At 66.0% G+C, this 25276-nt stretch carries 23 protein-coding genes, 1 pseudogene and 2 riboswitches; of the genes and pseudogenes, 17 read left to right on the forward strand and 7 right to left on the reverse strand.

The annotated features are described in order from the left end of the window. Positions 1 to 4: 4 nt before the first annotated feature. From AC1D0P_RS07895 to AC1D0P_RS07925, 7 genes are all read left to right on the forward strand, one after another. A complete protein-coding gene (locus AC1D0P_RS07895) occupies positions 5 to 976 on the forward strand; it encodes a glycosyltransferase family 2 protein (RefSeq protein ID WP_477676223.1) in 972 nt (323 codons plus the stop codon). Between the two features lie 278 nt (positions 977 to 1254). Then, complete coding sequence (locus tag AC1D0P_RS07900; RefSeq protein ID WP_477676224.1) at positions 1255 to 2022, forward strand: glycosyltransferase family 2 protein; 768 nt, start codon at positions 1255 to 1257, stop codon at positions 2020 to 2022. Continuing rightward, entirely contained in the window at positions 2019 to 3095 is a 1077-nt protein-coding gene (locus AC1D0P_RS07905; protein WP_477676225.1) for an acyltransferase family protein, read from the forward strand. Before AC1D0P_RS07900 ends, AC1D0P_RS07905 begins: the two co-directional genes overlap by 4 nt. Positions 3096 to 3102: 7 nt before the next feature. Continuing rightward, the gene (locus AC1D0P_RS07910; protein WP_477676226.1) at positions 3103 to 4287 is read left to right on the forward strand and encodes a glycosyltransferase family 4 protein; all 1185 of its coding nucleotides are present in this window, start codon (positions 3103 to 3105) and stop codon (positions 4285 to 4287) included. After that, complete coding sequence (locus tag AC1D0P_RS07915; protein WP_477676227.1) at positions 4284 to 5975, forward strand: FAD-dependent oxidoreductase; 1692 nt, start codon at positions 4284 to 4286, stop codon at positions 5973 to 5975. Before AC1D0P_RS07910 ends, AC1D0P_RS07915 begins: the two co-directional genes overlap by 4 nt. Further along, positions 5972 to 6976 (forward strand): NAD-dependent epimerase/dehydratase family protein, encoded by a 1005-nt coding sequence (locus AC1D0P_RS07920; protein WP_477676228.1) that lies wholly within the window; start codon positions 5972 to 5974, stop codon positions 6974 to 6976. Before AC1D0P_RS07915 ends, AC1D0P_RS07920 begins: the two co-directional genes overlap by 4 nt. Next, positions 6964 to 7515, forward strand: coding sequence for a serine O-acetyltransferase (locus AC1D0P_RS07925; RefSeq protein WP_477676229.1), 552 nt, complete (start codon positions 6964 to 6966; stop codon positions 7513 to 7515). The genes AC1D0P_RS07920 and AC1D0P_RS07925 overlap by 13 nt, the downstream gene beginning before the upstream one ends. Here AC1D0P_RS07925 and AC1D0P_RS07930 read toward each other — a convergent pair. Further along, positions 7498 to 8265: a WecB/TagA/CpsF family glycosyltransferase gene (locus AC1D0P_RS07930; protein WP_477676230.1), complete on the reverse strand. Its 768-nt coding sequence runs from the start codon at positions 8263 to 8265 to the stop codon at positions 7498 to 7500. The genes AC1D0P_RS07925 and AC1D0P_RS07930 overlap by 18 nt on opposite strands. A gap of 44 nt (positions 8266 to 8309) precedes the next feature. On the opposite strand from AC1D0P_RS07930, the gene AC1D0P_RS07935 reads away from it, so the two are divergent. Beyond that, positions 8310 to 8723 carry a VanZ family protein gene (locus AC1D0P_RS07935; protein ID WP_477676231.1) on the forward strand — a complete coding sequence of 138 codons (414 nt, stop codon included), beginning with the start codon at positions 8310 to 8312 and terminating at the stop codon, positions 8721 to 8723. Here the strand turns inward: AC1D0P_RS07935 and epsG are convergent. From epsG to epsA, 6 genes are all read right to left on the reverse strand, one after another. Then, the gene (gene epsG, locus AC1D0P_RS07940) at positions 8710 to 9612 is read right to left on the reverse strand and encodes a chain length determinant protein tyrosine kinase EpsG (protein WP_477676232.1); all 903 of its coding nucleotides are present in this window, start codon (positions 9610 to 9612) and stop codon (positions 8710 to 8712) included. The genes AC1D0P_RS07935 and epsG overlap by 14 nt on opposite strands. 2 nt (positions 9613 to 9614) lie before the next feature. Beyond that, positions 9615 to 11012, reverse strand: a complete 1398-nt coding sequence (gene epsF, locus AC1D0P_RS07945; RefSeq protein ID WP_477676233.1) for a chain length determinant protein EpsF — start codon at positions 11010 to 11012, stop codon at positions 9615 to 9617. 20 nt (positions 11013 to 11032) lie between these two features. Beyond that, entirely contained in the window at positions 11033 to 11932 is a 900-nt protein-coding gene (gene epsE / locus AC1D0P_RS07950) for a polysaccharide export protein EpsE (protein ID WP_477676234.1), read from the reverse strand. Positions 11933 to 12029: 97 nt separating this feature from the next. Continuing rightward, positions 12030 to 13232: an XrtB/PEP-CTERM-associated polysaccharide biosynthesis outer membrane protein EpsL gene (gene epsL / locus AC1D0P_RS07955; protein ID WP_477676235.1), complete on the reverse strand. Its 1203-nt coding sequence runs from the start codon at positions 13230 to 13232 to the stop codon at positions 12030 to 12032. Between the two features lie 282 nt (positions 13233 to 13514). Further along, a complete protein-coding gene (locus AC1D0P_RS07960; RefSeq protein WP_477676236.1) occupies positions 13515 to 14942 on the reverse strand; it encodes an undecaprenyl-phosphate glucose phosphotransferase in 1428 nt (475 codons plus the stop codon). Further along, positions 14935 to 15720 (reverse strand): XrtB/PEP-CTERM-associated transcriptional regulator EpsA, encoded by a 786-nt coding sequence (gene epsA, locus AC1D0P_RS07965; protein WP_477676237.1) that lies wholly within the window; start codon positions 15718 to 15720, stop codon positions 14935 to 14937. The genes AC1D0P_RS07960 and epsA overlap by 8 nt, the downstream gene beginning before the upstream one ends. Before the next feature lie 421 nt (positions 15721 to 16141). Between epsA and AC1D0P_RS07970 the strand changes: the two genes are divergently transcribed. The 9 genes and pseudogenes from AC1D0P_RS07970 to gcvT form a co-directional block, all read left to right on the forward strand. Then, positions 16142 to 17140 (forward strand): acyltransferase family protein, encoded by a 999-nt coding sequence (locus tag AC1D0P_RS07970; RefSeq protein ID WP_477676238.1) that lies wholly within the window; start codon positions 16142 to 16144, stop codon positions 17138 to 17140. 127 nt (positions 17141 to 17267) lie between these two features. Further along, positions 17268 to 18575, forward strand: coding sequence for a TAXI family TRAP transporter solute-binding subunit (locus AC1D0P_RS07975; protein ID WP_477676239.1), 1308 nt, complete (start codon positions 17268 to 17270; stop codon positions 18573 to 18575). Between the two features lie 3 nt (positions 18576 to 18578). After that, complete coding sequence (locus AC1D0P_RS07980) at positions 18579 to 19877, forward strand: TAXI family TRAP transporter solute-binding subunit (RefSeq protein WP_477676240.1); 1299 nt, start codon at positions 18579 to 18581, stop codon at positions 19875 to 19877. 176 nt (positions 19878 to 20053) lie between these two features. Then, positions 20054 to 21079, forward strand: a complete 1026-nt coding sequence (gene denD, locus AC1D0P_RS07985; RefSeq protein WP_477676241.1) for a D-erythronate dehydrogenase — start codon at positions 20054 to 20056, stop codon at positions 21077 to 21079. 66 nt (positions 21080 to 21145) lie between these two features. Beyond that, entirely contained in the window at positions 21146 to 22117 is a 972-nt protein-coding gene (locus AC1D0P_RS07990; protein WP_477676242.1) for a TRAP transporter substrate-binding protein, read from the forward strand. 130 nt (positions 22118 to 22247) lie between these two features. Beyond that, entirely contained in the window at positions 22248 to 22742 is a 495-nt protein-coding gene (locus AC1D0P_RS07995) for a TRAP transporter small permease (RefSeq protein ID WP_477676243.1), read from the forward strand. Further along, on the forward strand, positions 22739 to 24016 hold the full coding sequence (locus AC1D0P_RS08000) for a TRAP transporter large permease (RefSeq protein WP_477676244.1): 1278 nt from the start codon (positions 22739 to 22741) through the stop codon (positions 24014 to 24016). The genes AC1D0P_RS07995 and AC1D0P_RS08000 overlap by 4 nt, the downstream gene beginning before the upstream one ends. Before the next feature lie 76 nt (positions 24017 to 24092). Further along, positions 24093 to 24662 (forward strand): hypothetical protein, encoded by a 570-nt coding sequence (locus AC1D0P_RS08005; RefSeq protein ID WP_477676245.1) that lies wholly within the window; start codon positions 24093 to 24095, stop codon positions 24660 to 24662. Between the two features lie 27 nt (positions 24663 to 24689). Beyond that, positions 24690 to 24803, forward strand: a riboswitch (glycine riboswitch). Between the two features lie 21 nt (positions 24804 to 24824). After that, positions 24825 to 24926, forward strand: a riboswitch (glycine riboswitch). Between the two features lie 39 nt (positions 24927 to 24965). Then, positions 24966 to 25276, forward strand: a pseudogene (gene gcvT, locus AC1D0P_RS08010) (glycine cleavage system aminomethyltransferase GcvT); the annotation flags it as partial.

Here is a 25276-nt window from a genome sequence, read left to right on the forward strand (position 1 = left end):
AGCCATGAAATTTTCCATCGTCATTCCCCTTTACAACAAGGCGCCTTACATCAGCGGCACGCTCGCGTCGGTGCTCGCGCAGACCTTCACCGACTTCGAGGTGATCGTGGTGGACGACGGCTCCACCGACGGCGGCGCCGAGCTCGTGAGCTTCATCACCGACCCGCGCGTGCGCCTGGTGCGCCAGGCCAACGCCGGCGTTTCGGCGGCGCGCAACCACGGCATCGCGCTGGCGCGCGGCGAGTGGGTAGCCTTTCTCGACGCCGACGACTGGCACCACCCCGACTACCTCGCTACGCTGGTGTGGACACAGGCGCGCTGCCCCCAGGCCGACACCGTGGCCACCGACTACCTGCCGGTGCCCGACACCCTGGACATGTGGCCGCCGCGCTGGCCCGCGATGGACAGCAACCCGGACATCGAAGTCGTCACCGACCTGCCGCGGCGCTGGATGGCCTCGCCCACGCTGTGCACCAGCGCCGTTTCGGTACGGCGCACGCGGCTGCTGGCGATGCAGCCCTGCTTTCCCCCCGGTGAATCGCATGGCGAAGACGTGGACCTGTGGTTCCGCCTGGCGGAGCAGGCGCCGGTGGCGCTGGTCCACACGCCGCTGATGGCCTACCGGCTCGCCGTGGAGGGCGGCCTCAGCAGCGGACATGCGCCGCTGGCCATGCCGCCTTTTCTCGAGCGCATGGAGCAGCGCGCGCTTTCCGGCGCCATGCCACCCGCGCGGCGCGGTTCAGCACTGTGGCTGGTGGCCCAGTACCAGCTCACGCTGGCGCGGCAGGCGCTGGCCGTCGGCAATCGTCGCGAAGGCTGGGCCTGGCTGATCAAGGCGCGCCGCGCGGCCGGCGGAAAGCGCTGGTGGCTGACSGCTGCCATGGCCCTCTTCATGCCGGGCCCGCTGGTCAGGAACTGGCAGCGCTGGCGTGTGCGCCGCACCGTACCGGCGGCCAGCCCCGCCGAAGCAGGATAAAAAATGAACCAGAAATTGCCCCGAAAAATGACACCCCTCTGGCACTCGTGCCGGGTCTCCGTGGTCATCAAGGCCCTGAACGAAGAACAACGCATTCGGGCGACCATTGAAAGTGCGCTGCGCGCCGTCTCCGCCGTTGGCGGAGAAGTCATCCTGGCCGACTCTATCCCATACGCATCGTCCAGCTGGCCAATCCCAATGAGCGCTGCTGCGGCGTCGGTCCGCAGCTCGGCTACCAGCATTCGCATGGCGACTTCATTTATATCCTCGATGGCGACATGCAGATGCAGGAGGGCTTTCTTGAGAAAGCCCTCGCCTTCCTGGAGGCCCATGAGGATGTTGCAGGCGTGGGCGGACGCGTGGTGGAGCAAAACACCGAGAGCCTCGAGTACATGGCGCGTGGTGAACGGGACTCCCCGCACCTGCGGCCGGGCAAAGTGGACAGGCTCGACGGCGGCGGGCTTTACCGCCGCAGCGCCATCGAGGCCGCAGGCTATCTTTCCGACCGAAACCTTCACAGCTACGAAGAATTTGACCTGGCCATCAGGCTACGCGCCCTCGGCTGGCGCCTCTGGCGCTTGCCGGTGGATGCCGTCAATCACTTCGGGCACGACGCACCACCCTATCGCCTTTTGATGCGGCGCTGGCGCACCCGGTATATCTGCGGACTGGGTGAACTTGTCCGCGCGGCGGCGGGCAAGCCGCGCCTGCATCTGGCTTTGGAGGGATTGCGGGAATTGCGCCTGTACCTGGCAGTGCTCGGCTGGTGGGCGGTCATGGCGAGCCTGGTGTTCTGGCCGGTTTCCGCATCCCTGCGCCTGGCGTTTTTCTGCGCCATCGCCACGGCGCCGGTGCTGTTGATGACCTGGCGAAAACGGTCCGCAACCAAGGCACTTTATTCAGTGGTTTCCTGGTGTTTCAATGCCGCAGGCCTCATACGCGGCCTGCTTCGCCGGCAGCGGCCGGCCCGCGAGGCCATCGCAAGCCGGATTGTCAAGGACTCGGCAATGACGCATCACCCTGCAATCCAGGGGGCCGCCCATTGAAAGGCGAAACGCAGCAATTTACCGGCGTGCAGGTGCTGCGCTTCGCCGCGGCCATGCTGGTCGTGGTGATGCACATCACCCAGGCCATCTCCATGCACATCAGCGGAACCGGGCCCAGCCATTACTGGGGGGCGGGCTCGGCGGGGGTGGACATCTTTTTTGTGATCAGCGGTTTTGTCATGGCCATGTCGACCGCCTCGCTGCCGGCGGACGGGCCGGCGCGCATGGACGCGGCCTGGGTCTTCATGCGCCGCCGCCTGGTCAGGATCGCGCCGCTCTACTGGTTCTACACCCTGCTCAAGGTGGCCCTGCTGCTGGCCATGCCGGCGCTGGCCGCGCGCTCCTCGGTGGAGCCCGGCCACCTTGCGGCCTCGCTGCTCTTCATCCCCAGCATGAGCCCCTGGGGCCTGGTGCAGCCCACGCTGCCTGTCGGCTGGACCCTGAATTTTGAAATGCTGTTTTATGCGGTGTTCGCCGTGGCCATCGCCCTGGGCGCACCGCGCATCCGGTTTTGCCTGGCGGCCTTTGTGCTGATCTTCGCGGCGGGGCGGTTGCTGCCGGAATCGGTCGCGCTGAACTTCTACGCCCAGACCATCGTGTTCGAGTTCATCCTCGGCGTCTGCATCGCCCATGCCTTTTTGCACTTCCGCCGCCCCGGGCCGCTGGCGGGCCTGGTGGCGATGGCGGCCGGCGCGCTGTACATGTTCGCGCCCGACTGGGGGCACTCGGCCGACCGCTTCGCCACCTGGGGCTGCGGCGCCGCGCTCATCGTGCTGGGCGCCGTCTGGATGGAACCCTGGACCGTGCGCGCGCCGCTGGCTTCGCGCCTGTCCTTCCTGGGCGACGCCTCGTATTCGATCTACCTGTCGCACACCTTTGTGGTGCCGGCCGGCGTGCAGGCGCTCAAGCGCCTGGGCGTGCAGGACAGCCTGGCCATCATGCTGGCCGTCGGCCTGGCCGTGGCTGTGGCGGGCTGCCTCTCCTATGTGTGGCTGGAGCGGCCCATGACCGCCTTCTTCAAGCGCGCCCTGTTCGGCGCGCCCAAGCTCTCTTACCAACATCCCGGAAAGTAATCACCCGATGCGAACCGAATCGCTGCCACGCACCGCCATCCGCGAACGCGAAGGCCGCTACATCTACATCGCCTGCCCCTGGACGCCGCTGGGCGGCGGCATGTTCAAGGTGGCGGATTACCTGATCCAGGCCCAGGCCTCTTCGGCCAGCCTTGCCTCGGCGGAAGCCGCCGAGCTCAGGCCGCTCGACACGCGCGGCGGCGCCAACGCCCTGTATTCCTTCTGGGTGCTCGCCACCGCGCTGGCCCGCATAGCGCGCGGCAGGCTCAGTGGCCGGCTGGCCGGTGTGCACGTCAACATGGCGGAGCGGCTGAGCCTGTTCCGCAAGGGCGCCGTCATCGCCGCCTGCCGCGCCCTGGGCGTTCCGGTGGTGCTACACCTGCATGCCGCGCAGCTGCACCATTTTTACCAGTCGCTGCCACGCCCGCTGCGGGCGCTGACGCGCTGGGTGTTCTCGCTGCCGGCCAGTGTCGTGGTGCTGGGCTCGGCCGCGCGGCGCTTTGTCATCGAGGAGCTGGGCGTGGCGCCCGAGCGCGTCGACATCGTCATCAACGGCGTGCCCGAGCCCACCCATGCGCGCCGCGTCGCCGGCGATTCCGCCATGCAGCGCGTGCTGTTCGTGGGCAACCTGTCGGAGCGCAAGGGCGTGACCGACCTGCTGCAGGCGCTGGCCCTGCCCGGCCTCGACACGGCCCGCCTGGAAGTGACCCTGGCCRGCGGCGGTGACGTCGAAGCTTATGAGGCCAAAGCCCGGCAGTTGCGCATAGACAGCTTCGTGCGTTTTGCCGGATGGTCGGACCAGCAGCAGGTGGCCCGGCTGATGGCGCGCGCCGACGTGCTGGTCCTGCCCTCTTACGATGAAGGCCTGCCGCTGGTGATCCTGGAGGCACTGGCCAACGGTGTTGCGGTAGTGTGCAGCCCCGTCGGGGAGATACCGACGGTGCTCAGCGACGGCGTCAATGCCTGCTTTGTGCAGCCCGGCGACGTGGCCGGCATCGCGGCCTGCCTGCGCCGCGTGCTGCAGGATGCGGAACTGCGCGCTGCGCTGGAACGCAACGGCAGGGCGCTGTACGAGCAGACCTTTTCCATCGCCCATTTTTTCTCCAGCGTGGCCCATATCCACCAGCGCGATTTCGGCGTGGCCGGACGGCTGCTGCGCCCTGCCGCGGCTTCACAGGAAGGCGCGGCATGATCCGCGACGCCGGCGCCATCCCCAACGGCAGCCGCCTGGAGGCGGACGTCTGCGTGGTCGGCAGCGGCCCGGCCGGCATCGCGCTGGCACTGTCGCTCAGCGACCAGGGGCACGCCGTGCTGCTGCTCGAGTCGGGCCAGCTGCAGGCGCATGCGCCCACGCAAGACCTGTACGAAGGCGAGGTCGCCGACGAACAGCTGCACAGCCCGCCCGGCAAATACCGGCAGCGGCGGCTGGGCGGCTCCTCGGCGATCTGGGGCGGGCGCTGCATGCCTTTCGATCCCATCGACTTTGAAACCCGCGCCCATATTCCGCACAGCGGCTGGCCGCTGTCCTACGGCGACCTGCTGCCCTGGTACCCGCGCGCCAACGCCCTGGCCGAGGCCGGGCGTTTTCTGTATGACGCGAATGAGGCCCTGGAGCCGGGGACAGGTCCCCTGATCGCCGGCTTCGACAGCCCGCGCGTGCTCAGCAACGGGCTGGAGCGCTTTTCCTGCCCCACGCATTTCGGCAGCCGCTATGCCAAGCGGCTGGCGCTGGCGCCCACGCTCGAGGTCCTGACGGGCGCCAACTGCACCGCGCTGGGGCTGCAGACCGACGGCCAGGCGCTGCGTGAACTCGAAGTGCGCACGCTGGCCGGCACGCAATTTACCGTCGCCGCGCGCAGCACGGTGCTGGCCGCGGGCGGGCTTGAGACCGCGCGGCTGCTGCTGGCCTCGCGCGACGTAGCGCCGCAGGGTGTGGGCAACACGCACGACGTGGTCGGCCGTTATTACATGTGCCACATCGCCGGCAACGTCGGCATGCTGACGGTGCACGGGCCGACGCGCGACGTGCGGCACGGCTATGAGATCTCGCCTGAAGGCATTTATTGCCGGCGCCGCCTCTCGGTCGCGGCCAGCGAGCAGCAGCGCCTGGGCCTGGCCAACGCGGTGGCGCGCCTGCACTTCCCGCGCATCACCGACCCTGCCCACCGCAGCGGCGTGCTGTCGGGCCTGTTCCTGGCGCGCAAGATGATCAGCTACGAATACAGCAAGCGCCTGAAGGACGGCGCGCCGCCGACGGCCGGCGTCTATGCGCGCCACCTGCTCAACGTCGTCGCCGACCCGCTGGACACCACGGCCTTCCTGGCGCACTGGCTGGCAAAGCGCACCCTGGCGGAGCGAAAATTTCCCTCGGTGATCCTGCGCAACCGCAGCAACCGTTTCAGCCTGGAAGTGCACGGCGAACAGATCCCCCAGGCCCACAGCCGGGTCACGCTGGCCGGCGGCGTCGATGCGCTGGGCATGCCGCGCCTCAAGGTCGACTGGCGCTACAGCCGCGCCGACATCGACTCCGTGGGCGCGACCCTGGACGTGATGGCCCAGGAATTCGAGCGCAGCGGCAAGGCCCGCTTCGACTACAACCGCCACACGCTGGAAGAAGACCTGATGCGCTTCGGCGCCTACGGCGGCCACCACATCGGCACGGCGCGCATGGGCACTGACCCGCGCAGCAGCGTGGTCGACGCGGATTGCCGCGTGCATTCGGTGCGCAACCTGTTTGTCGCCGGCAGCGCGGTCTTCCCGACCTCCAGCCAGGCCAACCCGACCTTGACACTGATCGCGCTGTCGCTGCGGCTGGGCGACTTCCTGTCGCGGCAGCTGCGCGCCGAGCGCTCGCCGCTGCAGATGAAGGAGGCCGCATGAAAGTCCTGGTACTGGGCGCCTCCGGCCACATAGGCACGCGCCTGCTAGAGATGCTGCACGCCACGCCCTGGGCCGTGGCCACGGGCGCGTCCCGGCACATGAAAAACACCGCGAGCTGGCTGGAACTCGACAGCCGCGACCCGCGCGAACTGGCATCGGCGCTGAAAGGTTTTGATGCCGTCGTCAACTGCGTGGCGGGCGATGCGGCCTCGATCGCCGGCGGCGCGCGCGCGCTGGCGCAGGCCGCGCTGCAGGCCGACTGCCGGCGCATTGTTCACCTGAGCACCATGTCCGTCTACGGCCCCGCCGAAGGCAATGTGCGTGAGGACGCGCCGCTGGATCCGGGCTTGGGCTGGTACGGCAAGGCCAAATGCGAGGCCGAGGCCGCCATGCGCGACTTCGTGCAGCACGGCGGCGAGGCGGTCCTGCTGCGGCCCGGCTGCGTCTTCGGCCCTGGCAGCCAGCTGTGGGTGGGACGCATAGGCCGCTGGCTGCAGGCCGGCCGCCTGGGCGACCTGGGCATCGCGGGCGACGGCTGGGCCAACCTGGTCCACGTCGACGACGTCTGCCAGGCGCTGTTGCTGGCGCTGCAACTGCCGGTGGCGCCGGGCGAAATGCCGGTGTTCAATCTGGCCACGCCCGACAGCCCGCGCTGGAACGAGTATTTTGTGGACCTGGCCCTGGAGATCAAGGCTACGCCCGTGCGCCGCCTGGGCCGGCGCCGGCTCCAGCTTGACGCCTGGCTCTGCGGCCCTCCGCTCAAGGCGGCCGAGCTGGCCCTGAGGCGGCTGGGCAGCCACGGCCTGAAACTGCCCGACGCCCTGCCGCCGGGCCTGCTGGGCCTGTGGTCGCAGCACATACACCTGGACACGCAGGCGGCCACCCGGCAGCTGGGCGTGCAATGGACACCCTATGCCGACGGCCTGCGCGACTCCGCCTTGTGGTTCTGCGCACCCGCCGCCAGCCAGCCCACCCTGGACAACATGATATGCACGCCCTGAAAGYCGACACCTACCGAAAGTCCGGGCAAACCGACGCCCAGTCCACCCTCAAGGCCGCGCTGCTGGACCCGGCGTTTCGTGTGCTCGCCTGCCTGCGCTTGTGCCAGGCCGCGCAGCAACTGCCGCCCAGCTGGCGCCTGCTGGCCGTGCTGCCCGCGCGGCTGCTCTACCGCCTGGCGAGCCAGCTGGCCGGCATCGAGATTCCCTGGCGCACCGAGATCGCCCCTGGGCTGGCGCTCACCCATGGGCGCGGCATCGTCGTCAACGCAGGCGCGCGCATAGGCCGCAACGTCACGCTGTTCCATGGCGTCACGCTGGGCCAGCGCGACCATATCGATGCGCAGGGCCGCAGGCACACCCTGTACCCGGTGATCGAAGACGAGGTCTGGATAGGCCCGCACGCCATCATCGTGGGCGGCGTCACCGTGGGCAAAGGCAGCCGTGTTGCCGGCGGCGCCTATGTGTTCGAGGATGTTCCGCCCTATTCAGTGGCGCCAGGAGGGTTTTTGAGCGGCTCCGGATCAGCGCCGGCTAAGTGACGCCAGCCGCAGTGCCCGCGTGAGGAACAGCGGATTGCCGACCACATAACGCTGGAACAGCCGGCGCGGCTCAAGCGCAAGGCGGAACACCCACTCCAGCCCGGCCCGGCGCATCCACATCGGCGCGCGCGGTGTCTTGCCGCCCAGGAAATCGATGATGGCGCCGCCGCAGACGATCAGGCAGGGAAAGCCCAGTACGCTGCGCAGCTGGGCCGCGACTTCTTCCTGCCGCGGCATGCCCATGCCGAGCACGATCAGCGCCGGCCGGTGCTCCGCCGCCAGCAGGGCGTAGGCATGCACGTCGAGAAAACCGTGGGCGTGTATGACCTCGCTGTGCGGGGCAAGCTCCTCACGCACGCGCTGCCGGGCTTTGTCGAGGTAAGGCTCGCGCGTGCCGAACAGCGCGATGCCGSGGCCGTCGAATGCGCGTATCAATTGCGGAATCAGGTCGGTGCCATTGAGGTTGAGGCCGGGCTCCATGCGCAGCAGCTTGAAAAGCGTGGCCATGCCCGAGCCGTCCCTGAGCACCCTGTCGGCCGACTGCATCGCGTCAAAAAAAGGCGCCGACACCGCCATGGAATTCATCGCGTGCGCGTTCGCGAAGGCCAGCACCGTCGGCGCGCGGGGCTGGCTCAATTCAGCCAGCAAGGCCTGTCCCTGGGCGGGGCTTTGCACACGCTCGATCTTCTCCAGCAGCAGCGACCAGCGCCCACGCCAGTCGGTCGGGCTGTCGACAGCGGGATTCAGCATGAAACTCTCCGCTCGCGGGACTGCGCCATGAGAAAATCGGGCTCATGGCCAAAGCACTTTCCCTTGAAAATTTCCAGCGCACCGTGCGCGTCCTCGCGGCGCTGACGGTCGTCATGAGCGCCGCGGTGCTGTACGTGGGCGGCGCCCAGCCGGTGGCCGTGGGATTGTTTCCCGCGCCCTGGGACAAGCTGGCCCATCTGCTGACCTTTGCCGTGGTCGGCATGGCCGCCGGCCTGGCTGGCGGCATGCGCGGCTGGCGCATGGTCCTGTGCTGCCTCGCGGGTGCCCTCCTTGTCGGTGGCATGGACGAGCTGCACCAGGTGTTCCTGCCGGGCCGCAGTGCGAGCTGGGCCGACCTGGCCGCCGACGCGGCCGGCGGCCTGCTGGGCGCGGCGCTGCTGGCTGCGGCGGACCGCCTCTCGGGCGGACGCCTCCTGCATCGCCTCAAGCATCGTTAAGCACCGAGCCCACCATCGCCACGCCGAACTCACGCAGGCTGTGCGTGAAGCGCGTCATCTGCGGCACCGAACTGGTGTTCTGACGCGCCACCACCAGCGCCGCGCCCGCGCGCACCGCCACCGTGTGGGCGTCGGCGCACTCGCTGGCGGGCGGCGTGTCGATGATGATGATGTCGAAGTCCTGGCCCAGCGATTGCAGCAGCCGCGAAAACTCCTGCCGGCCCAGCAACTCCTGCGGATTCGGCGGAATGACACCGGCCGGCAGCACCGACAGGTCCTGCAGCGCCGCGACACTGACCACGGCCTCCAGCCCGGCGCGGCCGGCCAGCATGTCCGACAGGCCGGCGCCCTTGCCGAGGTTGAACAGCAGGTGCTGGCGCGGTGCCCGCATGTCGGCGTCGATCAGCAGGGTGCGCAGGCCCAGCTGCGAAAACACGATGGCCAGGTTGGCCGAGATATAGCTGCGCCCCTCCCGTGAGCCGGCGCTGACGATGGCCAGGCCGCGGCGGTCCGGGCCGGTGTCGAACCAGCGCAGCATCAGCTGGCTGCGCAGCGCGCGCAGTTGCTCAACAGGCTGGCTGTTCGGGTGGTGGGCCGCCACCAGTTCGCGGCTCAAATTGCTTTCGCGGGCCAGGTAGGGATAGTCGAACTGCACCGACAGCGCATAACGCACGTCGTCGTCGGTGAGCAGCCCCAGCGCTTTGCCGGAGTCACCGAAGCGGGCGCCGCGGTCCTTCTGGAAATGCACGATGCGCTCGGCATCGAGCGGCGAGAGCCGCCCGGCATCGACCAGGATGGCGCCTATCGAGCGAGCCGAACCGGTGGCCGGCTTGCTGGGCACCGTCAGGGGAACGGGGCGCGCCACCGTTGCGTTGTTGTTTCGGTTCATGTCTATCCTCCCATACCGAGCGCCAGCCGGCGCGGACCGCTGAGCCGGGTGTTGCCCGTGCTCGAAGAAATGCTGGCCAGCACCGGCAGGTCCAGCATCTGCACCAGGTCCTCGGCGGAGCGCACGCGGCGGTTGGCGAGCTCCAGCAGCAAGGCGCAGGCGATGCCCAATAGCGTCCCGCCGAACGCGGCAACCAGCAGGTTGACCAGCAACCTCGGGCTGGACGGCATCACGGGCGGCGTCGCCACATTGAGGCGCACCACATTGGTCTGGTTGGTCAGGCTTTGCAGGCGCGTCTGCGAGGCGCTCTGGCTCACGGTTTCGTAGGCGCGCTGGGCCGACTCGACGTCGCGGCGGTAGACGTTGAGTTCGTCGCGCTGCTTGTTGATGGCCAGCACGCGGGCTTTTTGCGCGCCGACGGCACCCTGCAGTTCGCGTTCGCGGTCCTTGCCGACGCGGTAGGTGGTTTCGATGGAGGCATTGATGCGCCCGGTTTCGCTGGCCAGCCGGCTCTTGAGGGCGGCCAGTTCGGATTCGGCGCGCTGGCGCTCGGGATGGTTCTCCCCGAGGCGCACGCCGATCTCCTGCACCTTGGCCTCTTGCCGCGCCACGTCGGCTTTCAGGCCGTTGATCAGCGGGCTTTGCATCACCTCGGCGATGGTGTCGCCGCGCGAGCCGCGTTTGCTCTGGCTGTCGGTGGTGTCGCCCTGCACCGTCGTGAGCTGCGAGGACAGCTCCGCCAGCTTGGTGGTTTCGTAATCCACGCGCTCGTCGCTGCTGACGATGCCGGCCTTTTGCTGATATTCGGACAGGCGGGCCTGGGCTTCTTCGAGCTTGGCGCGCGAGGCCTTGGTCTGCTCGTCAAACCATTCCGCATAGATGCGGGCGGGTTCGGTCTTCAGCGCCAGGTTGATGTCGAGGTAAGCCTGGGCAAAGGCGTTGGCGACGTTGGCGGCCTCTTCGGGCTCGCTGCCCTTGTAGGTGATGTTGATCACATTGCTTTCGCGCGCGGGCCGCACGTCCAGGCGCTTCTGCAGCGAATCCGCGATCCAGCCTTCGAGCGTGCCGCGGCCTTCCGTTGCTTCCAGCCAGCGCTCTTTGGTGCGCGGGTTCTCGTCGAGCTTGAGCGTCTTCACCACGCGCTGGGCGACGCGGTCACCGCCGATGATGTCGACCTGCGTGGCCATGTAGCTGGGCGCCACCAGGCCCTGTATGGGCGCGCTACCGGCCCCGGCCACCGGGTCGGGAGAGCGCACGTCGACGAGCACGGCGGTCTGCGCCGTGTATTTTTTCGGCAGCACGAGGCTGACCGCCAAAGCCGCCGAGATGGCCAGCAGAATCACCAGCAGGGCCACGCCGTAGCGGGCCCGCAGGATCAGTAAAAATTGATGGAGTGTCATGGCTTTCCAGTCATGGCTGTTTAGAAAAGGCTTTCACGGACGTACAGCACGTCCTCGGGACGTACCGGGTCGTTCAGGTTCGGCGTGGTCTCCACCACCTTGCCCGAGGCGTCGCGGCGATGCAGCTTCAGGCGATTCTGGCTGCCGCGCACCGTGGGGCCGCCGCCCTGGGCCAGCGCCTGCATCACCGTCATGCCGCGCTCGATGCGGTAGGGGCCGGGGCGCTGCGCCTCGCCGTAGATGTAGAACATGGGGGCCTTGTTGACGTACAGGGTGTCCCCGCCGGTCACCACAATGTCCTCGTCCGACTTGGCGTTGAGGAACAGCCCCGGGATGTCGATGACCTTGCGAAACGGCTTGCCGTCGCGCTGGCCGGTGACGATCAGCACGTCGTCACCGGTCGGGGTGGTGCCGCCGGCTGCGGCCAGCATGTCGCTGACACGGGTGTTGAAGGTCTCCAGCGGGAAGCGGCCGGGCCGGCTCACCTGCCCCAGCACCGCCACCTGGTTGCCGCGCACCTGGCGCAGCACGATGTTGACCTGCGGCACCTTGACGAAGCCGCCGCTGCGCAGCGCGTCGCCGATCTTCTTCTCGGCCTCGGCGATCGTCAGCCCGCCGAGCTGCACGCTGCCCACCAGCGGATAGCTGATCACACCGCTTTCGGATACACGCGCATCGATGGAAAGATCCGGGCTCTGGTAGACCTGCACGCCGATGGCGTCGCCGGCGCCCAGCCGGTAGTCCTGGCTGTTGGGCAGGCTGGGCGTGGCCGCCACCGAAGCCGGCGCCACCGGCGTCGTTGTCGCCGCGGCCTGCACGGCAGGAGGCGCCGCGGGCGGCGGCGGGGCCGTCGGGGCGGTTTGAGCCCACAGCGGCGCGGCAAGCGCGCACAGCAGCGGAGCCAGAAGGTATCGGGTCATGGATTTCAGCATCAGCGGGTTCATCTTGTGGCCTCTCGGGAAAGCGTGGATTCAGGAAAATTCAAAAGCAGGAAGGGCCGGCCATGGGAAGCTCTCATCAAAAACTTGCGTCGGCTGACAGACCGAAGGAATTGCTCTTGTAGTCAAAACCCGGCTCATTCGATTTGCGCCTGTCACTCTGCATCGATGCGGTCAACTTGAGCGCGCGCATCGCCTGCCATTCCAGCGCCAGCGACAGCAGGTTGGTGGTATCGCGGCGGTTGGTCGCCGCGAAGCCCGGCAGCGGGCCCTTGAAGTCGCGCGCGCCGTGGTCGTAGCGCAGGCGCACGGCGGTTTTTTCGGTGGGCTTCCAGGTCGGGGCAATGAAGAAGCGGTAGCCCTCGTAATAGCTGGCGGTGGTGGTCTGGTAGCTGGCCAGCTCGCGCACCAGGCCGCCGGCCAGGGTGGTTTTCGGCGTGATGAACCAGGCCGCGTCGAGCTGGCCGGTCACACCGGAAAAGTCGCGCGCGCCCAGGCCGTCGTGGTTACGGTCCAGGTGCGCGACCTTGGCCCGCAGCATGGTCTTGGCGCTGGGCGCCCAGTCAACACGGAACTCATGCTCACGGTCGGTGAAATCGCCGCCAACCCCCGGYGCCAGGAAGCGGCCCGGGTATTCGCCCTTGCCCTCCCTGAAGCGGTAGGCCATGGAAGTACCGGAGGGATAAACATAACGCACGCCGGCCTCGGCGCCGTGGATCCTGGTGTCGCCTTCGAAAGTGTTGGGCTGGCTGTTGGTACTGGTGCGCTCGAACAATCCGCCCACCACGCGCCATGCGCCGTCGAGCTCATATTCCGCGTCAAAAATAGTCGAGCGGTTGGTCCGGCGGTTGATCTGCCCGGCGCCCTGCACGTCGGCGTAGGTGTCGACGTACTCGCGGCTGTCGCTCGTCAGGTTGCCATGCAGGGCCGGCGTGAAGCTCCAGCGCCAGGCGGCCGCGTAGTTCACCGCCGTGAAATCCAGGTAGGAAAAGCGGCTGTAGTGATGGTCTTCGATATTGGCGTCGAACTCGAAACGCTGCAACCCGAAGGGCTTGTTGATCTTGAAGCCCGCCGTCGTCACCGACACGTTGTCGTCGCGCTCCGGCCTTCCCAGCAGCGCCTGCGTGTTGGCGGAGTCGGACAGCCGAAAGACATTGCTGTCGTGGGTGATGCTTTGTCCCAGCCGGAACTGCAGCGTGTCCAGGTCGTCGGCGTACGTGGCGAGCGGGAACAGGCTCAGCAGCAGTAAAGGAATCGGGAGGAGTTTGCGATGGGGACTCAAGGAAAGGGGGCCCTCCGCGCCGGAAACGGCAAGACTGGGAGTCGTGGGCAGCCCGCAGTCGCCGCATGGAGTGGGAGCCGCGGGGGGATGAGATGAAGATAGCGGATTCATGATGGGGAGGCGATAGTCCTTTTGTCCTAATGGGTTGGCAAGGCCACGCCTTTTTTCCTTTCTTTTTTTTGGTTATTCCGGTTTCAACAAACTTCAAAAAAACTCAACACTTCAACAAACTCAAAAAACTCAACAAACTTCGGCGAATCCCGAATCTCTCAACTCTGAATATCAATACGCCGCGCCATCCTTGAAGACCAGGCGAATGGTTTTCAGGATGATGAAAAAGTCCAGCTGCAGCGACCAGTTGCGCAGGTAGTCCAGGTCGCAGTCGATGCGCGACTGCATCTTGTCCAGCGTGTCGGTCTCGCCGCGCTGGCCGTTGACCTGGGCCCAGCCCGTGATGCCGGGCCTGACCTTGTGGCGCACCATGTAGCCCTTGATGAGCGAGCGGTACATCTCGTTGTGCGCCACGGCGTGCGGGCGCGGGCCGACGATGCTCATGCGGCCCTGCAGCACATTGATGAACTGCGGCAGTTCGTCGAGCGAGGTCTTGCGCAGGATGGCGCCCAGGCGGGTGACGCGCATGTCGTTCTTGCTGGCCTGGCGTATCGCGGCGCCGTCTTCGGTGACGGCCATGGAGCGGAATTTGTAGACCAGGATCTGCTCGCCGTCCAGGCCGTAGCGGCGCTGCTTGAAGATAACCGGGCCCGGCGAGTCCAGCTTCACCAGCAGGGCGATGACCCCCATGACGGGAAAGATCAGCAGCAGGATCAGCAGCGACAGCACGATGTCGCTGGCCCGCTTGAGGAAGCCGTTGACACCGCGGAACGGCGTGTCGCAGACCGAGATCACCGTGACGCCGCACACCGTGTCGCTGCGGCCCTGGATCAGGTCGGTAATGAACATGTCCGGCACGAAGTAGATCGAGGCGGTGGTGTCCTTGAGGCCGTCGAGCACCTGCAGGATGCGCGGCCGCGAGGCCATGGGCAGCGACAGGTAGATGAACTGGATGCGGTGCTGCTTGACGTAGGCCGGCAGGTCGTCGATCTTTCCGACCAGCCGGTGCTCGTCTTGCGCTTCCCGGCGCTCCTCGCCGCGGTCGTCGAAAAAGCCCTTCAGTTCAATGCCCGAGTAGGCCGAGCCGGCGATGTGCCTGGCCAGCGAAACACCCTGCTCGTTCATGCCGACGATCACCGCGCCGCGCGCCGGCCCTTGCAGTTTCAGCAGCTGCGGCGCCGCGGCCCTGAGCGCCAGGTGCGCGCCGGCCTGGGCCACGGGCGCGACCCACAGCCAGTGCATCAGCACGGTCATGGAAAATTTGTGGAAGTACTCCGTCACATAGCCGGTCAGCAGCAGCAGGCCGGCGATCCATATCCAGTGAAAGGCGATGGTCGAGAACACCTTCCACACCGGCAGGCGCAACTGGGAGCTGCCCGGAAACGTCAGCGAGAACACGATCACGGACAGGATCAGGTAGGCGGGCCGCACCGAGCCCTCAAAATAAAACGCCAGCGCCCACAGCGAGAACACCAGCACCAGCGGGTCCAGCCCGGCTTCGACGGCGGTAAATAGGTGGCTGCGCCCCAGGCCCATGGAGCGGGGCTCGCGCTGGTTGAGCCAGGCGGACGCGGATTGGAGCTGGTTGGCTTCAGCCATAGATACTGACCCTCGTCACTTTGGAAACCGCCTGCGCGCGGTTAAAGACATTGAGCTTCTGGAAGATGCGCTGCATGTGGTTCTTCACGGTGAAGCCGCTGATGTTCAGGATGGCGCCTATCTCGGAGTTGGTTTTTCCCATGGCCACCCAGGCCATGATCTGCGTCTCACGCTCACTGAGGCCGCAGGCGTCCTCGGCGGCGCCGCGCGTAGCCGGCGCAGGGCGGCGCTGCTGCGGCAGGGGCGCCAGCTGGCGCAGCACGGCGTCCATGCTGGGCATCAGCATGCGCATGGCCGTGCGCGCCGGTTCCATGGGAATATGCCGGGCACCCATCAAGACATAAAGGCAGTCCTGCTGCGCCCGCTCATCCTGCAAGCCGTGGATCAGCACCGAGCGCATGCCGCGCAGGCTGTCGCTAAAAGAGCCCGGCAGGCTCGCCTGGCCCAGCAGGTATTCGAATTCACTGAAGTCCAGGCTGCAGGGTTGCCGGCCGGCGGCCAGCCAACATTCGTGGAACTTTCCCAGAAGAAAAGGCAGGCCGTCCGTGCCCGGGGCATAGGAGCGCGCGCCCGGCAAGCTGGACACCACGTCGTGCTGCACAGCGCCCTCCTGGAAATTCCCCCAGCCCGCCAGCAGGATGTCRTGGGGAAGGCACTGCTGCATGTCGCCCTGCAGCCAGGCCAGCAGTTCGGCATGCCGCGTGATGGCCGCGCTTTGGCCGACCAGCGCCGCATAGCGCGCGGAATCTTCGCTTGAAAGCGGAGTCTGAAAATTCATGTCTGGAGGTCACTTCCTGTATTTGTTCCACGAGCTCGCCTGTGTAAGGGGGCGCTACTGAACGGCTGATTGAGGATCGAACAAATCGCCGGGAGGCACCATGCGCCAAGCGAGACAGTTGATGTAGGAGACGAGCCCAGTTTAGGGTTTTCCCGATTGATTCATTTGACGAAAAGGTTGCGCATTCGTTGCAACAACGTAACAGCTGTTTGCTTGATGAGGGATGCCGCATAAAACGATACGGCTTGCAACAGTTTGCTTTTTTTCGGACCCGAAGTTGCCGCCTTGCTTGATTACGCTCTAGGCATTCCAACGCAGACATGCGCGCAGAGACACGCGCTCACACGACCCCGCGATCCGGGTGTCGGGATATTTTGCGCACCATCAAGAGAGGAACCCGCATCCGATGACCGGCCAGAAAATGAAACGCAGCCTTGAGGTGGATACGCTCAGAGGCATTGCCTGCGTCCTGCTGGTCCTGTTCCATGTGGTGGGAGACACCCCCACCACCGGATTGAGGATCCCCGAAGGGCACTGGCTGCAGATCTTCAATGAAGCGCTGGCCTACATCCGCATGCCGCTGTTCTCGTTTATCTCGGGCTACGTCTACGCCTTTCGTCCCTACCAGGGCCGCCCGCTCGGCTTTATCAAGGGCAAGGTGCGCAGGCTGCTGCTTCCGCTGGTCACGGTGGGAACCCTTTTTGCGGTCGTACAGGCGTTCACGCCGGGTGCCAACAACGCCGTCGACCGCTGGTGGCTGCTGCACATCGTGCCGGTGGGGCACTTCTGGTTCCTGGAAGCCTTGTTCATCGTCTTCCTGGTTGTCATCCTGCTGGAGCACCTGAAAGCGCTTGCCACGCCGGCCGGCTTCGCGCTGGTCTGGGCCTTGAGCGCGGTGCTGTTCGATTACTTCAGCCCGCCGAATTATTTTGCCGCCCAGGGCGCGGTCTACCTGCTGCCGTTTTTCCTCGCGGGCCTGGCCTGCAAGCGCTTCGAGATAGGCGGCCCCGCCGCGCGCGGCATCGCGGCGGCCGTCTTCATCTGCGCCGCCACCGCGGCCATGCTGCTTCCACAGTTCTCCGAACAGGGCACCTCCATACCTGCGCTCGGGCTCGGTGTTTGCAGCGCCTTTTTGTTGTTGCGCAGCGGATGGAGCTCTCCCCGTATGGCCTACGTCGGCTCCTATTCATTCGCGATCTACCTGCTGCATGTGTTCTTCACCGCGGCAAGCCGCATCCTTTTGAAGAAGATAGGTGTCACGGACACCTATGTGCTGATGATGGCCGGCCTGGCCGCAGGCCTTGCAGGCCCCATCGTCTCGGCGCTGCTCATCAGCCGGCATGCGGGCCTCAACCTCTGGCTGCTGGGCACGACCGGTTCCAGGTCCAAACCAAAAGAAACGAAAACAGCACCCGCTTGACACGCCTTTGATGGGCGCAATGAGGCGGCGGCGCTTCCGGCTTCATCCTTCGCGTTACTCCGCGTGAGGAAAGTAACAGCTTTGCGTTATAAAGGTACAACCTTTTACAGGACTCTTCCCTGTGCGCATGGCGAAGTTATACCAACGCAAATGGCTGTGGATCCGGTTTCCGATCGTCCTCGCAGCCGCCGCCACGGCCACCGGTTTGTGGATGTTCGCCTACCCCATGCCGCCCGACCGGCTGAGCATCAGCACCGCCGCCGCGGACGGCGCCTATTACCTTCACGCCCAGCGCTACGCCGAAAAATTCGCCGACCACGGCATCACGCTGGAGATCCAGACCTCGGCCGGTTCGCAGCAAAACCTTGAACGCCTTCGCCGGGCCGGCACACCCGTCGACCTGGCCCTAATGCAGGGCGGCTTCGGCTATCTGGGCACCTCGCTGGAAAGGCGCGACCGCAGCCGCGTCGAGACCCTGGTCAATGTGGACGTGGAGCCGGTGTGGATTTTCACGCGCGGCCGCGAGATCGATTCGCTCAATCAGTTGCAAGGCTTGCGCGTGGCCATAGGCCCCGAGGGCAGCGGGACCCGCAAGGTAGCGCTCAGGCTGCTGGAGCAGGCCAGGATAGAGGCCAAGGACCTGACGCTCTCGCCGCTGACCAGCAGCCCGGCCGTGCAGGCGCTGCGGCAGGGCGCGATCGACGTGGTCTTCCTGGTCGCCGCGCCTGAGTCCTTCGCCGTGCAGAACATGCTGAGCCTGCCGGGCATCCACCTGGCGAACATCCGCAAGTCCGCCGCCATCACCGAGCGCAACCCCTACCTCGAGCCGCGCCTGCTGGCGCAGGGCACGCTGGACGCACGGCTTCCCCCGCGCGACATCACGCTGCTGACCACTTCGGCCAGCCTGGTGGCGCGCGAGGGCCTGCACCCCGCCCTCAAGCGCCTGGCCATCGCGGTGGCCATGGACGTGCACGCCGGCGGCGGACTGTTTCACCGCACCGGCGATTTCCCTTCGCTGCGGCGCATCGACTTTCCCACCGCACCGCAGGCGCGCGAGACCCTGACGCACGGCCTGCCCTGGCTGGAACGCGTGCTGCCCTTCTGGTGGGCGCAGGTCACCGAGCGCATCCTGCTGATCGTGCTGCCGCTGGCATTGCTGGCCCTGTGGCTGATGCGGCTGGTCCCGGCCTACCTGCGCTGGGTTCTGGAAAGCCGGGTCAACCGCTGGTATGGCGAGCTCAAGTTCATTGAGAACGACCTGGGCCAGGAATCGCTCTCGGGACTGGACCTGACACGTTTCCTGATCCGCCTGAACGGCATCGACAAGGCCATGATGGCTTTTGCCACGCCGCGCGACCTGATGGCGCGCTGCTACACGCTGCACCAGCACATCGAGTTCGTGCGCCAGCGGCTTTACCGGATGAGGGGGCGGTAAGCGATGAAGCTGCTGCTGCTTTACCGCCGGCGCTGGTGGCTGTTCTACGTACCCGTGCTGCTGTGCGCGGCGCTGGCCTTGTGGTGGTCCGCCACCCAATGGAAGGTGCTGCCGCCCGCCGAAGTGGTGATAAGTGCAGGCTCGCCGCAAGACGGTTATTCGATGCTGGCGCAGCGCTACGCCGAGCAGCTCGAGCGCACAGGCGTTCGCGCCGAGGTCGTGTATTCGGACACGCAGAAAGGCTCGCTGGACCGGCTGACGCGGACGAGTGAGACCACCAGCATAGGCTTTGCCCACGGCATCTACGCGAACGCCGACACCCCCGTGCAGGCGCTGGCCGTCGTCGGCCAGGAGCCGGTATGGATTTTTTCCACCACCGGCGGGCCCTCGTCGCTGGCGCAGGCCAGGGGCCTGCGCATCGCGGCGGGGCCGGCTTCGTCCTCGTCCTTCATCGCGGCCAGGCTGATGCTGGCGCACGCCGGCGTGCGGCCCGCGGACGTCCAGTTCGACAATGCCACCGGCGTAGCTGCCGCCAATGCGCTAATGGACGGCAAGGTCGACCTGGTGTTCCAGGCGGCCGGTGACGACTCGCAGGCCGTGCAGCTGCTGACACGCAGCAGCGGCATCCTGCTGCTGGGCGCCGAACACGCCGGCGCGCTGGCCGCCCAGAACCCGCGCCTGCAGCCGCTGCTGCTGCCGCAAGGCGCGATCGAGCTGCGCGGCGACATCCCGCCCAAAGACCTCACGCTGATGAGCCTGCAAACCCACCTGCTGGTACGGCCCGACGTGCACCCGGCCCTGCAGCGCGCCCTGCTCGACGCCGCCGTCGAGATCCACGAGATACCCAACTTCCTGCAGCGCCACGGCCAGTTCCCGAGCTTTCGCGGCAGCGACTTCCCGCTGTCCCCCACGGCCCGCGCCTACAGCCTGGGCGCCCGCCCCTGGATGGAAACCCTGCTGCCCTACCGCACGGCGCAGTACGCGGAACTGGTGTTCTATGCCATCGGGCCCATCCTGGCCATCGCCCTGCTGATGCTGGCGTGGATTCCAAAGCTGTTCGACTGGCGCATCAGCTCGGCGCTCAATCATTTTTACGGCGACCTGAAGTTCCTGGAAAACGACATGGACGAAGTCGCCGCCGACAACCCGATGGCGCTGCGGCAGTTGCTGGAGCGGCTGGACAACATCGAGCGCCAGGTGGTGGCGCTGGATTTGCCCGATGAGTTCTCGGAGCGCTGGTACACCTTGCGTGAACACCTGGCGGCCGCGCGTGATCGGTTGCTCAAGCTCAGGTCGCGGTAAGACTTGGTACCGGCATATCCACAGGCGTCTTGTTTTAATCTGCGTAATCTGTGGATGAAATTCTTTATCCGCAGATTACGCAGATTTACGCAGATGAAGGAAAAAACCTAAACTGTGCGGCGCGCCCGGCAGCAAACCGCGGTGAATAAAACAGAGAGTACGGAGACAAAAGATACATGAACATCGTTATTACCGGCGGCGCCGGATTCCTGGGTGCCAGGCTGGCACGGCAGCTACTCGAACAGGGGAAACTTTCTCTTGCGGGCGGCGCGCCGAAAATCATCCAGACCATCACATTGATCGACCGAGTTGCACCGCCCGCGGCGCTGGCGGCGGATTCGCGGATTCGTGCGGTGGTCGGCGACCTTAACCAACTCCTCGAAACCAGCGACACAGCATCACAGGTGGTGCGCGCCGACGACGCGCTGGTCTTTCACCTGGCCGCTGCCGTCAGCGGCGAATGCGAAGCCGACTTCGACCTCGGCATGCGCAGCAATGTCGACGCCACGCGCGCGCTGCTGCAGGCCTGCCGCAAGCTGGGCAGCTCGCCCACCGTGGTGTTCGCGAGTTCGCTCGCGGTGTTCGGCAATTCGCCCGCGCAGCCCCTGCCGCCGGTGATCGACGACAGGACGCTGCCCACGCCGCAGAACAGCTACGGCATCCAGAAATTCATCGGCGAGCAACTGGTGGCGGACTACGCGCGCAAGGGTTTCATACGCGGGCGCAACGTGCGGCTGATGACGGTCAGCGTGCGGCCCGGCAAGCCCAACGGCGCGGCCTCGAGCTTCTTGAGCGGCATGATCCGTGAGCCGCTGGCGGGCCAGCGCGCGGCCTGCCCGGTGCCGCGCGAAACGGCCGTGGCCTTGGCCTCGCCGGCGCGAACGATTGAAGGACTGGTACGCGCGGCGGAGGCCGGTGATGCCGAGTGGGGTGCGCGCACGGCGATCAACCTGCCGGCGCTGAAGACCACGGTGGGCGAGATGGCCGCGGCGCTGGCGCGCGTGGCGGGCAAAGAGGCCGCCGGCCTCATCGACTGGACGCCGGACCCTGCCATCGCCAACATCGTGGCCAACTGGCCGGCGGTCATCGATGCGGGCCGGGCCCGGGGACTGGGACTCTTGCCCGACCCCGACTTTGACAGCATTATTGCGGCCTATTTAAGCGAAAACCCGCGCACTGCGCCCAAGGTAGCGACGCAATAATAGGTGTGCATACGGCCGGGCGCCGTCATCGCGGATTTTCTGAACAACGATTATTTTGGAGACACCATGAAAATTTCAAAACTGCTGGTCGGCATGGCTTTGGGCCTGGGTTTCATCGCGGCGGCGAACGCGCAGACCACCATGCGGATCAGCATTTCCACGGCGCAGAATTCGCACCAGGGCGTGGCCATCGACACCTTTGCCAAGGAGGTCGAAAAACGCACGGCTGGCCGCTACAAGGTCCAGACCTTTTACAACGGCGCACTGGGCGGCGAACGCGAATCGATTGAAGCCGTGCAGCTGGGAACCCAGGAGCTGGCTTTCTCGTCCACCGGCCCGATACCCAACTTCGTGCCCGAGACCAAAATCCTCGACGTACCCTTTCTGTTTCGCGACAAGGCGCATGCGCGCGCGGTACTCGACGGCCCTATCGGCCAGGACCTGCTGACCAAGTTCGACGCCAAAGGCTTCAAGGCGCTGGCCTGGGCCGAAAACGGCTTTCGCCACATGACCAACAGCAAACGCGACGTGAAGCTGCCCGAAGACCTCAAGGGCCTGAAGATGCGCACCATGGAAAACCCCGTGCACATCGCGGCCTACAAGGGCCTGGGCATCATCACCACGCCGATGGCGTTTCCTGAGGTGTTCACCGCGCTGCAGCAAGGCACGGTCGACGGCCAGGAGAACCCGCTGTCGGTGATCATGTCCGCCAAGTTCGACCAGGTGCAGAAACACCTGTCGCTGACCGGCCACGTTTATTCGCCCTGCATTTTTGTGATGAACAAGGCGGCCTTCGACAAGCTCAGCGCCGCCGACAAGACCGCCTTCGTCGATGCGGCCAAGGAGGCCACCAAGGTCAACCGCGCGCGCGTCGACCAGGACGATGCCAACGGCGTGGCCGAGCTGCGCGCCAAGGGCATGACCGTGATCGAGAACGTCGACAAGTCCAAATTCGTGGCCATGCTGGCACCCGTCAATGCCGATTTCGAGAAGCAGTTCGGCAAGGCAAACATCGACGCGATCCGGAACTACAAGTAAGTGCAAGGCACGCGGGCCGCAGGCTTCCCTGCCCGGCCTGCGCACTTTTTTTTCACCGAACGCGCCCGCAGGCATCGTACTGGCGGGCGCTTTCCATGCACCGGCTCTTCCCCCTTCTCTATCGCACCTCATGAAACAAGCCTTCCTCACATTTGAACGCTGGACCACCGGCTTCTCCATGCTGGTGGCCTGCCTGATGCTGGTCATCGCCTCGGCGCTCGGCATGTTCCAGATCGTCACCCGCTTCGTGCTTGAACAGCCCGCCGAGTGGAGCGAAATCCTGATCCGCCTGAGCCTGATCTGGATGGTGTTCATGGGCATCCCCATGGCCTTCCGGCAGGGCGCCATGGTCAGCGTGGACGTGCTTTACCGCTGGAGCCCACCGCGCATCCGGCGCGTACTGGATTGGCTGGTGTGCCTGGCCGCCCTGGCGCTGATCGCCGTCATCGTCTGGTGGGGTTGGGATTATTCGCTGCGCGGCCGCGTGCAGTCCATGGCCGGTCTGGAGTCCGTCTCGATGTTCTGGGGCTATGTGGCCATGCCCGTGGGCGGCATGTTCTGCGTGATCGGCATCATCGGCAACCTGCTGGATCCCCAACGCAACGAACTGGAGACGGCGCAATGACCGCGGTGATGATTTCAACGATGGTGCTGTGCTTTGCGCTCACCGTTTCCGTGGCCGTGTCCATCGGCCTGGCCTCCATCTTCGGCATCCAGGCGTCCAATGCCAACATGCTGATCTCCGTCAAGGAGATGTTCTCCTCGATCAACAAATTCCCGCTGGCCGCGATCCCCTTCTTCATCCTGGCCGGCAACCTGATGGAAACCGGCGGCATCTCGCGCCGGCTGGTCGAGTTCGCCAAAAGCATCGTCGGCGGCGTCCAGGGCGGCCTGCCCATGACCTGCGTGCTGACCTGCATGATTTTCGCGGCCGTCTCCGGCTCGTCCGTGGCCACCACCTTTGCCATAGGCGCCATCCTGATACCGGCGCTCATCAAGCACGGCTACCCCACGGCCTACGCCGCGGCCCTGCAGGCCACCAGCGCGGAGCTGGGCGTGATCATCCCGCCGTCCATCCCCATGATCCTCTACGGCGTGAGCGCAGAGGTCTCCATTGGCGAACTGTTCATCGCTGGCTTCGGCCCGGGGCTGCTGATAGGCTTCGCGCTGATGCTGTTTGTGCACCTGTACTGCCGCTGGAAGGGCTGGGGCAAACAGGATGGCGACGGCCGCCTGAGTTTCGGCAAGGCGACCTGGCAGGCCGGCTGGGCGCTACTGATGCCGGTGATCATCCTGGGCGGCATTTACGGTGGGATTTTCACGCCGACCGAAGCCTCGGCGGTGGCGGTCTTCTACGCCCTGGTCGTCGGCATCGTGATCTACCGTGAGATCAAGCTGGCGGACCTGTATGTCATCTTGCGCAAGTCGGTGATTTCCAGCGCGGTAATCATGTTCATCATCGCCAACGCCGGGCTGTTCGCCTTCCTGATCACCCGCGCCGGCGTGCCGGACGCCATAGGCCACTGGCTGCAGGAGGTGCTGAAGTCGCCCGCCCTCTTCCTGCTGGGCGTCAACGCGGCGCTGTTCATCATCGGCATGTTCATCGAGACCAGCGCCGCCATCATTGTGCTGGCGCCCATCCTGGCGCCGGTGGCGGTGCACTTCGGCATCGACCCGGTGCACTTCGGCCTGGTGATGGTGGTCAACCTCGCGCTCGGCATGATCACGCCGCCTTTCGGCGTGAACCTGTTCGCGGCCTGCACCGTCGCCAGGATATCGCTGGACCGCATCGTGACGCACCTGCTGCCCTTTGTAGGGGTCATACTGGTCTGCCTGATGGTGATCACTTACGTACCGCAACTCTCGCTCGGCCTGCGCGACCTGGTCTACGCCAAATAGCTTTTTTTCAGGCTGGGTTTCACGCCTTTGTCATCTATGGAGGTAATGCTCAGGCTTTCATTTCAGGATGAAATCCATGCAGCTCCACAAAACCGACCGTGCCCGCGCCGAGCTCAAGCCCGGCGTGAGAACGCTAGGCCAGCGCGAGCGCACCTTGCTGCTGATGGCCGACGGCAGCAAGTCAGCCCAGGACTTCCGCCCGCTGTTCGACGGCGACGGCGAGGCCATCGCCCTGCGGCTGTTGCGCGAAGGCTTTCTGGAAGCGCACCCGGGCAAAACCTCCCCCCCCGCCGCAGTGCCTGCACCGGTGCCCGTCCCCAAACCCACGCCGGCCCAGCTGCAAAATTTCCCGAGCCCCGAAACCACACAGGCCATCCAGGTTTCGGCCGACCAGTTTGAAGGCAAACGCTCACTCGCCACCACCCGCATGTTCCTCTTCGACATCTGCGAGCGCATGTTCGCCCGGCGCGACCCGGTGATGGCCGAGCGCTTCCGCGAAGCGCTGCGCAACGCCAAGGACCGCGACAGCATGCTGGCGGCCTCGCGCGAAATGATCGAAGAAATCGAAAAAATCGCGGGCCACGAGCGTGCCGACTCCATCAGCGAGYGCATCGCCATGCTGCTGCCGCAGCACCAGGCGGCCTGACCGGGCCGACGGCAGCATCCGTTACACTCGACGGGGTCAGGAGAGAGTTTTCCGCGCGAAAACCGCCGAAGGCGCACGTACACCCCGGGGCAACCCTTTTTGGTGCACTGAACGCTCAGGCAAAAGGACTGGCAACCGCCCTGCGGCGCACCACGCGGCAAGGCGTTCCCTACTGGAGAGAGGCCGTTTTCAAAGCGGCCCACCGAAGGAGCAAGCCCGCATCGCCGGGTGAATCTCTCAGGTAAAGTGGACAGCAGGGGCAAGCTCATGGATTTAGAACCTGTTTGCCCCCCGGAGAATGCCTTGTCCGATTCGTCCACCTCTTCCGCTGCCGCCCCTGAAACCCTGCTGAAAACACCTCTGCACGAGCTGCATGTGGAGCTCGGCGCGCGCATGGTGCCCTTCGCGGGCTATTCCATGCCGGTGCAATATCCCGCGGGCCTGATGGCCGAGCACCTCCACACGCGCCAGGCCGCCGGCCTCTTCGACGTGTCCCACATGGGCCAGTTGCGCCTGGTGGGCGCCGATGCCGCGGCGGCGCTCGAATCGCTGATCCCGGTCGACGTGATCGACCTGCCCGCCGGCAAGCAGCGCTACGGCCTGCTGCTCAATGA

The sequence above is a fragment of the Polaromonas sp. P1_G2 genome (genome assembly GCF_056405515.1).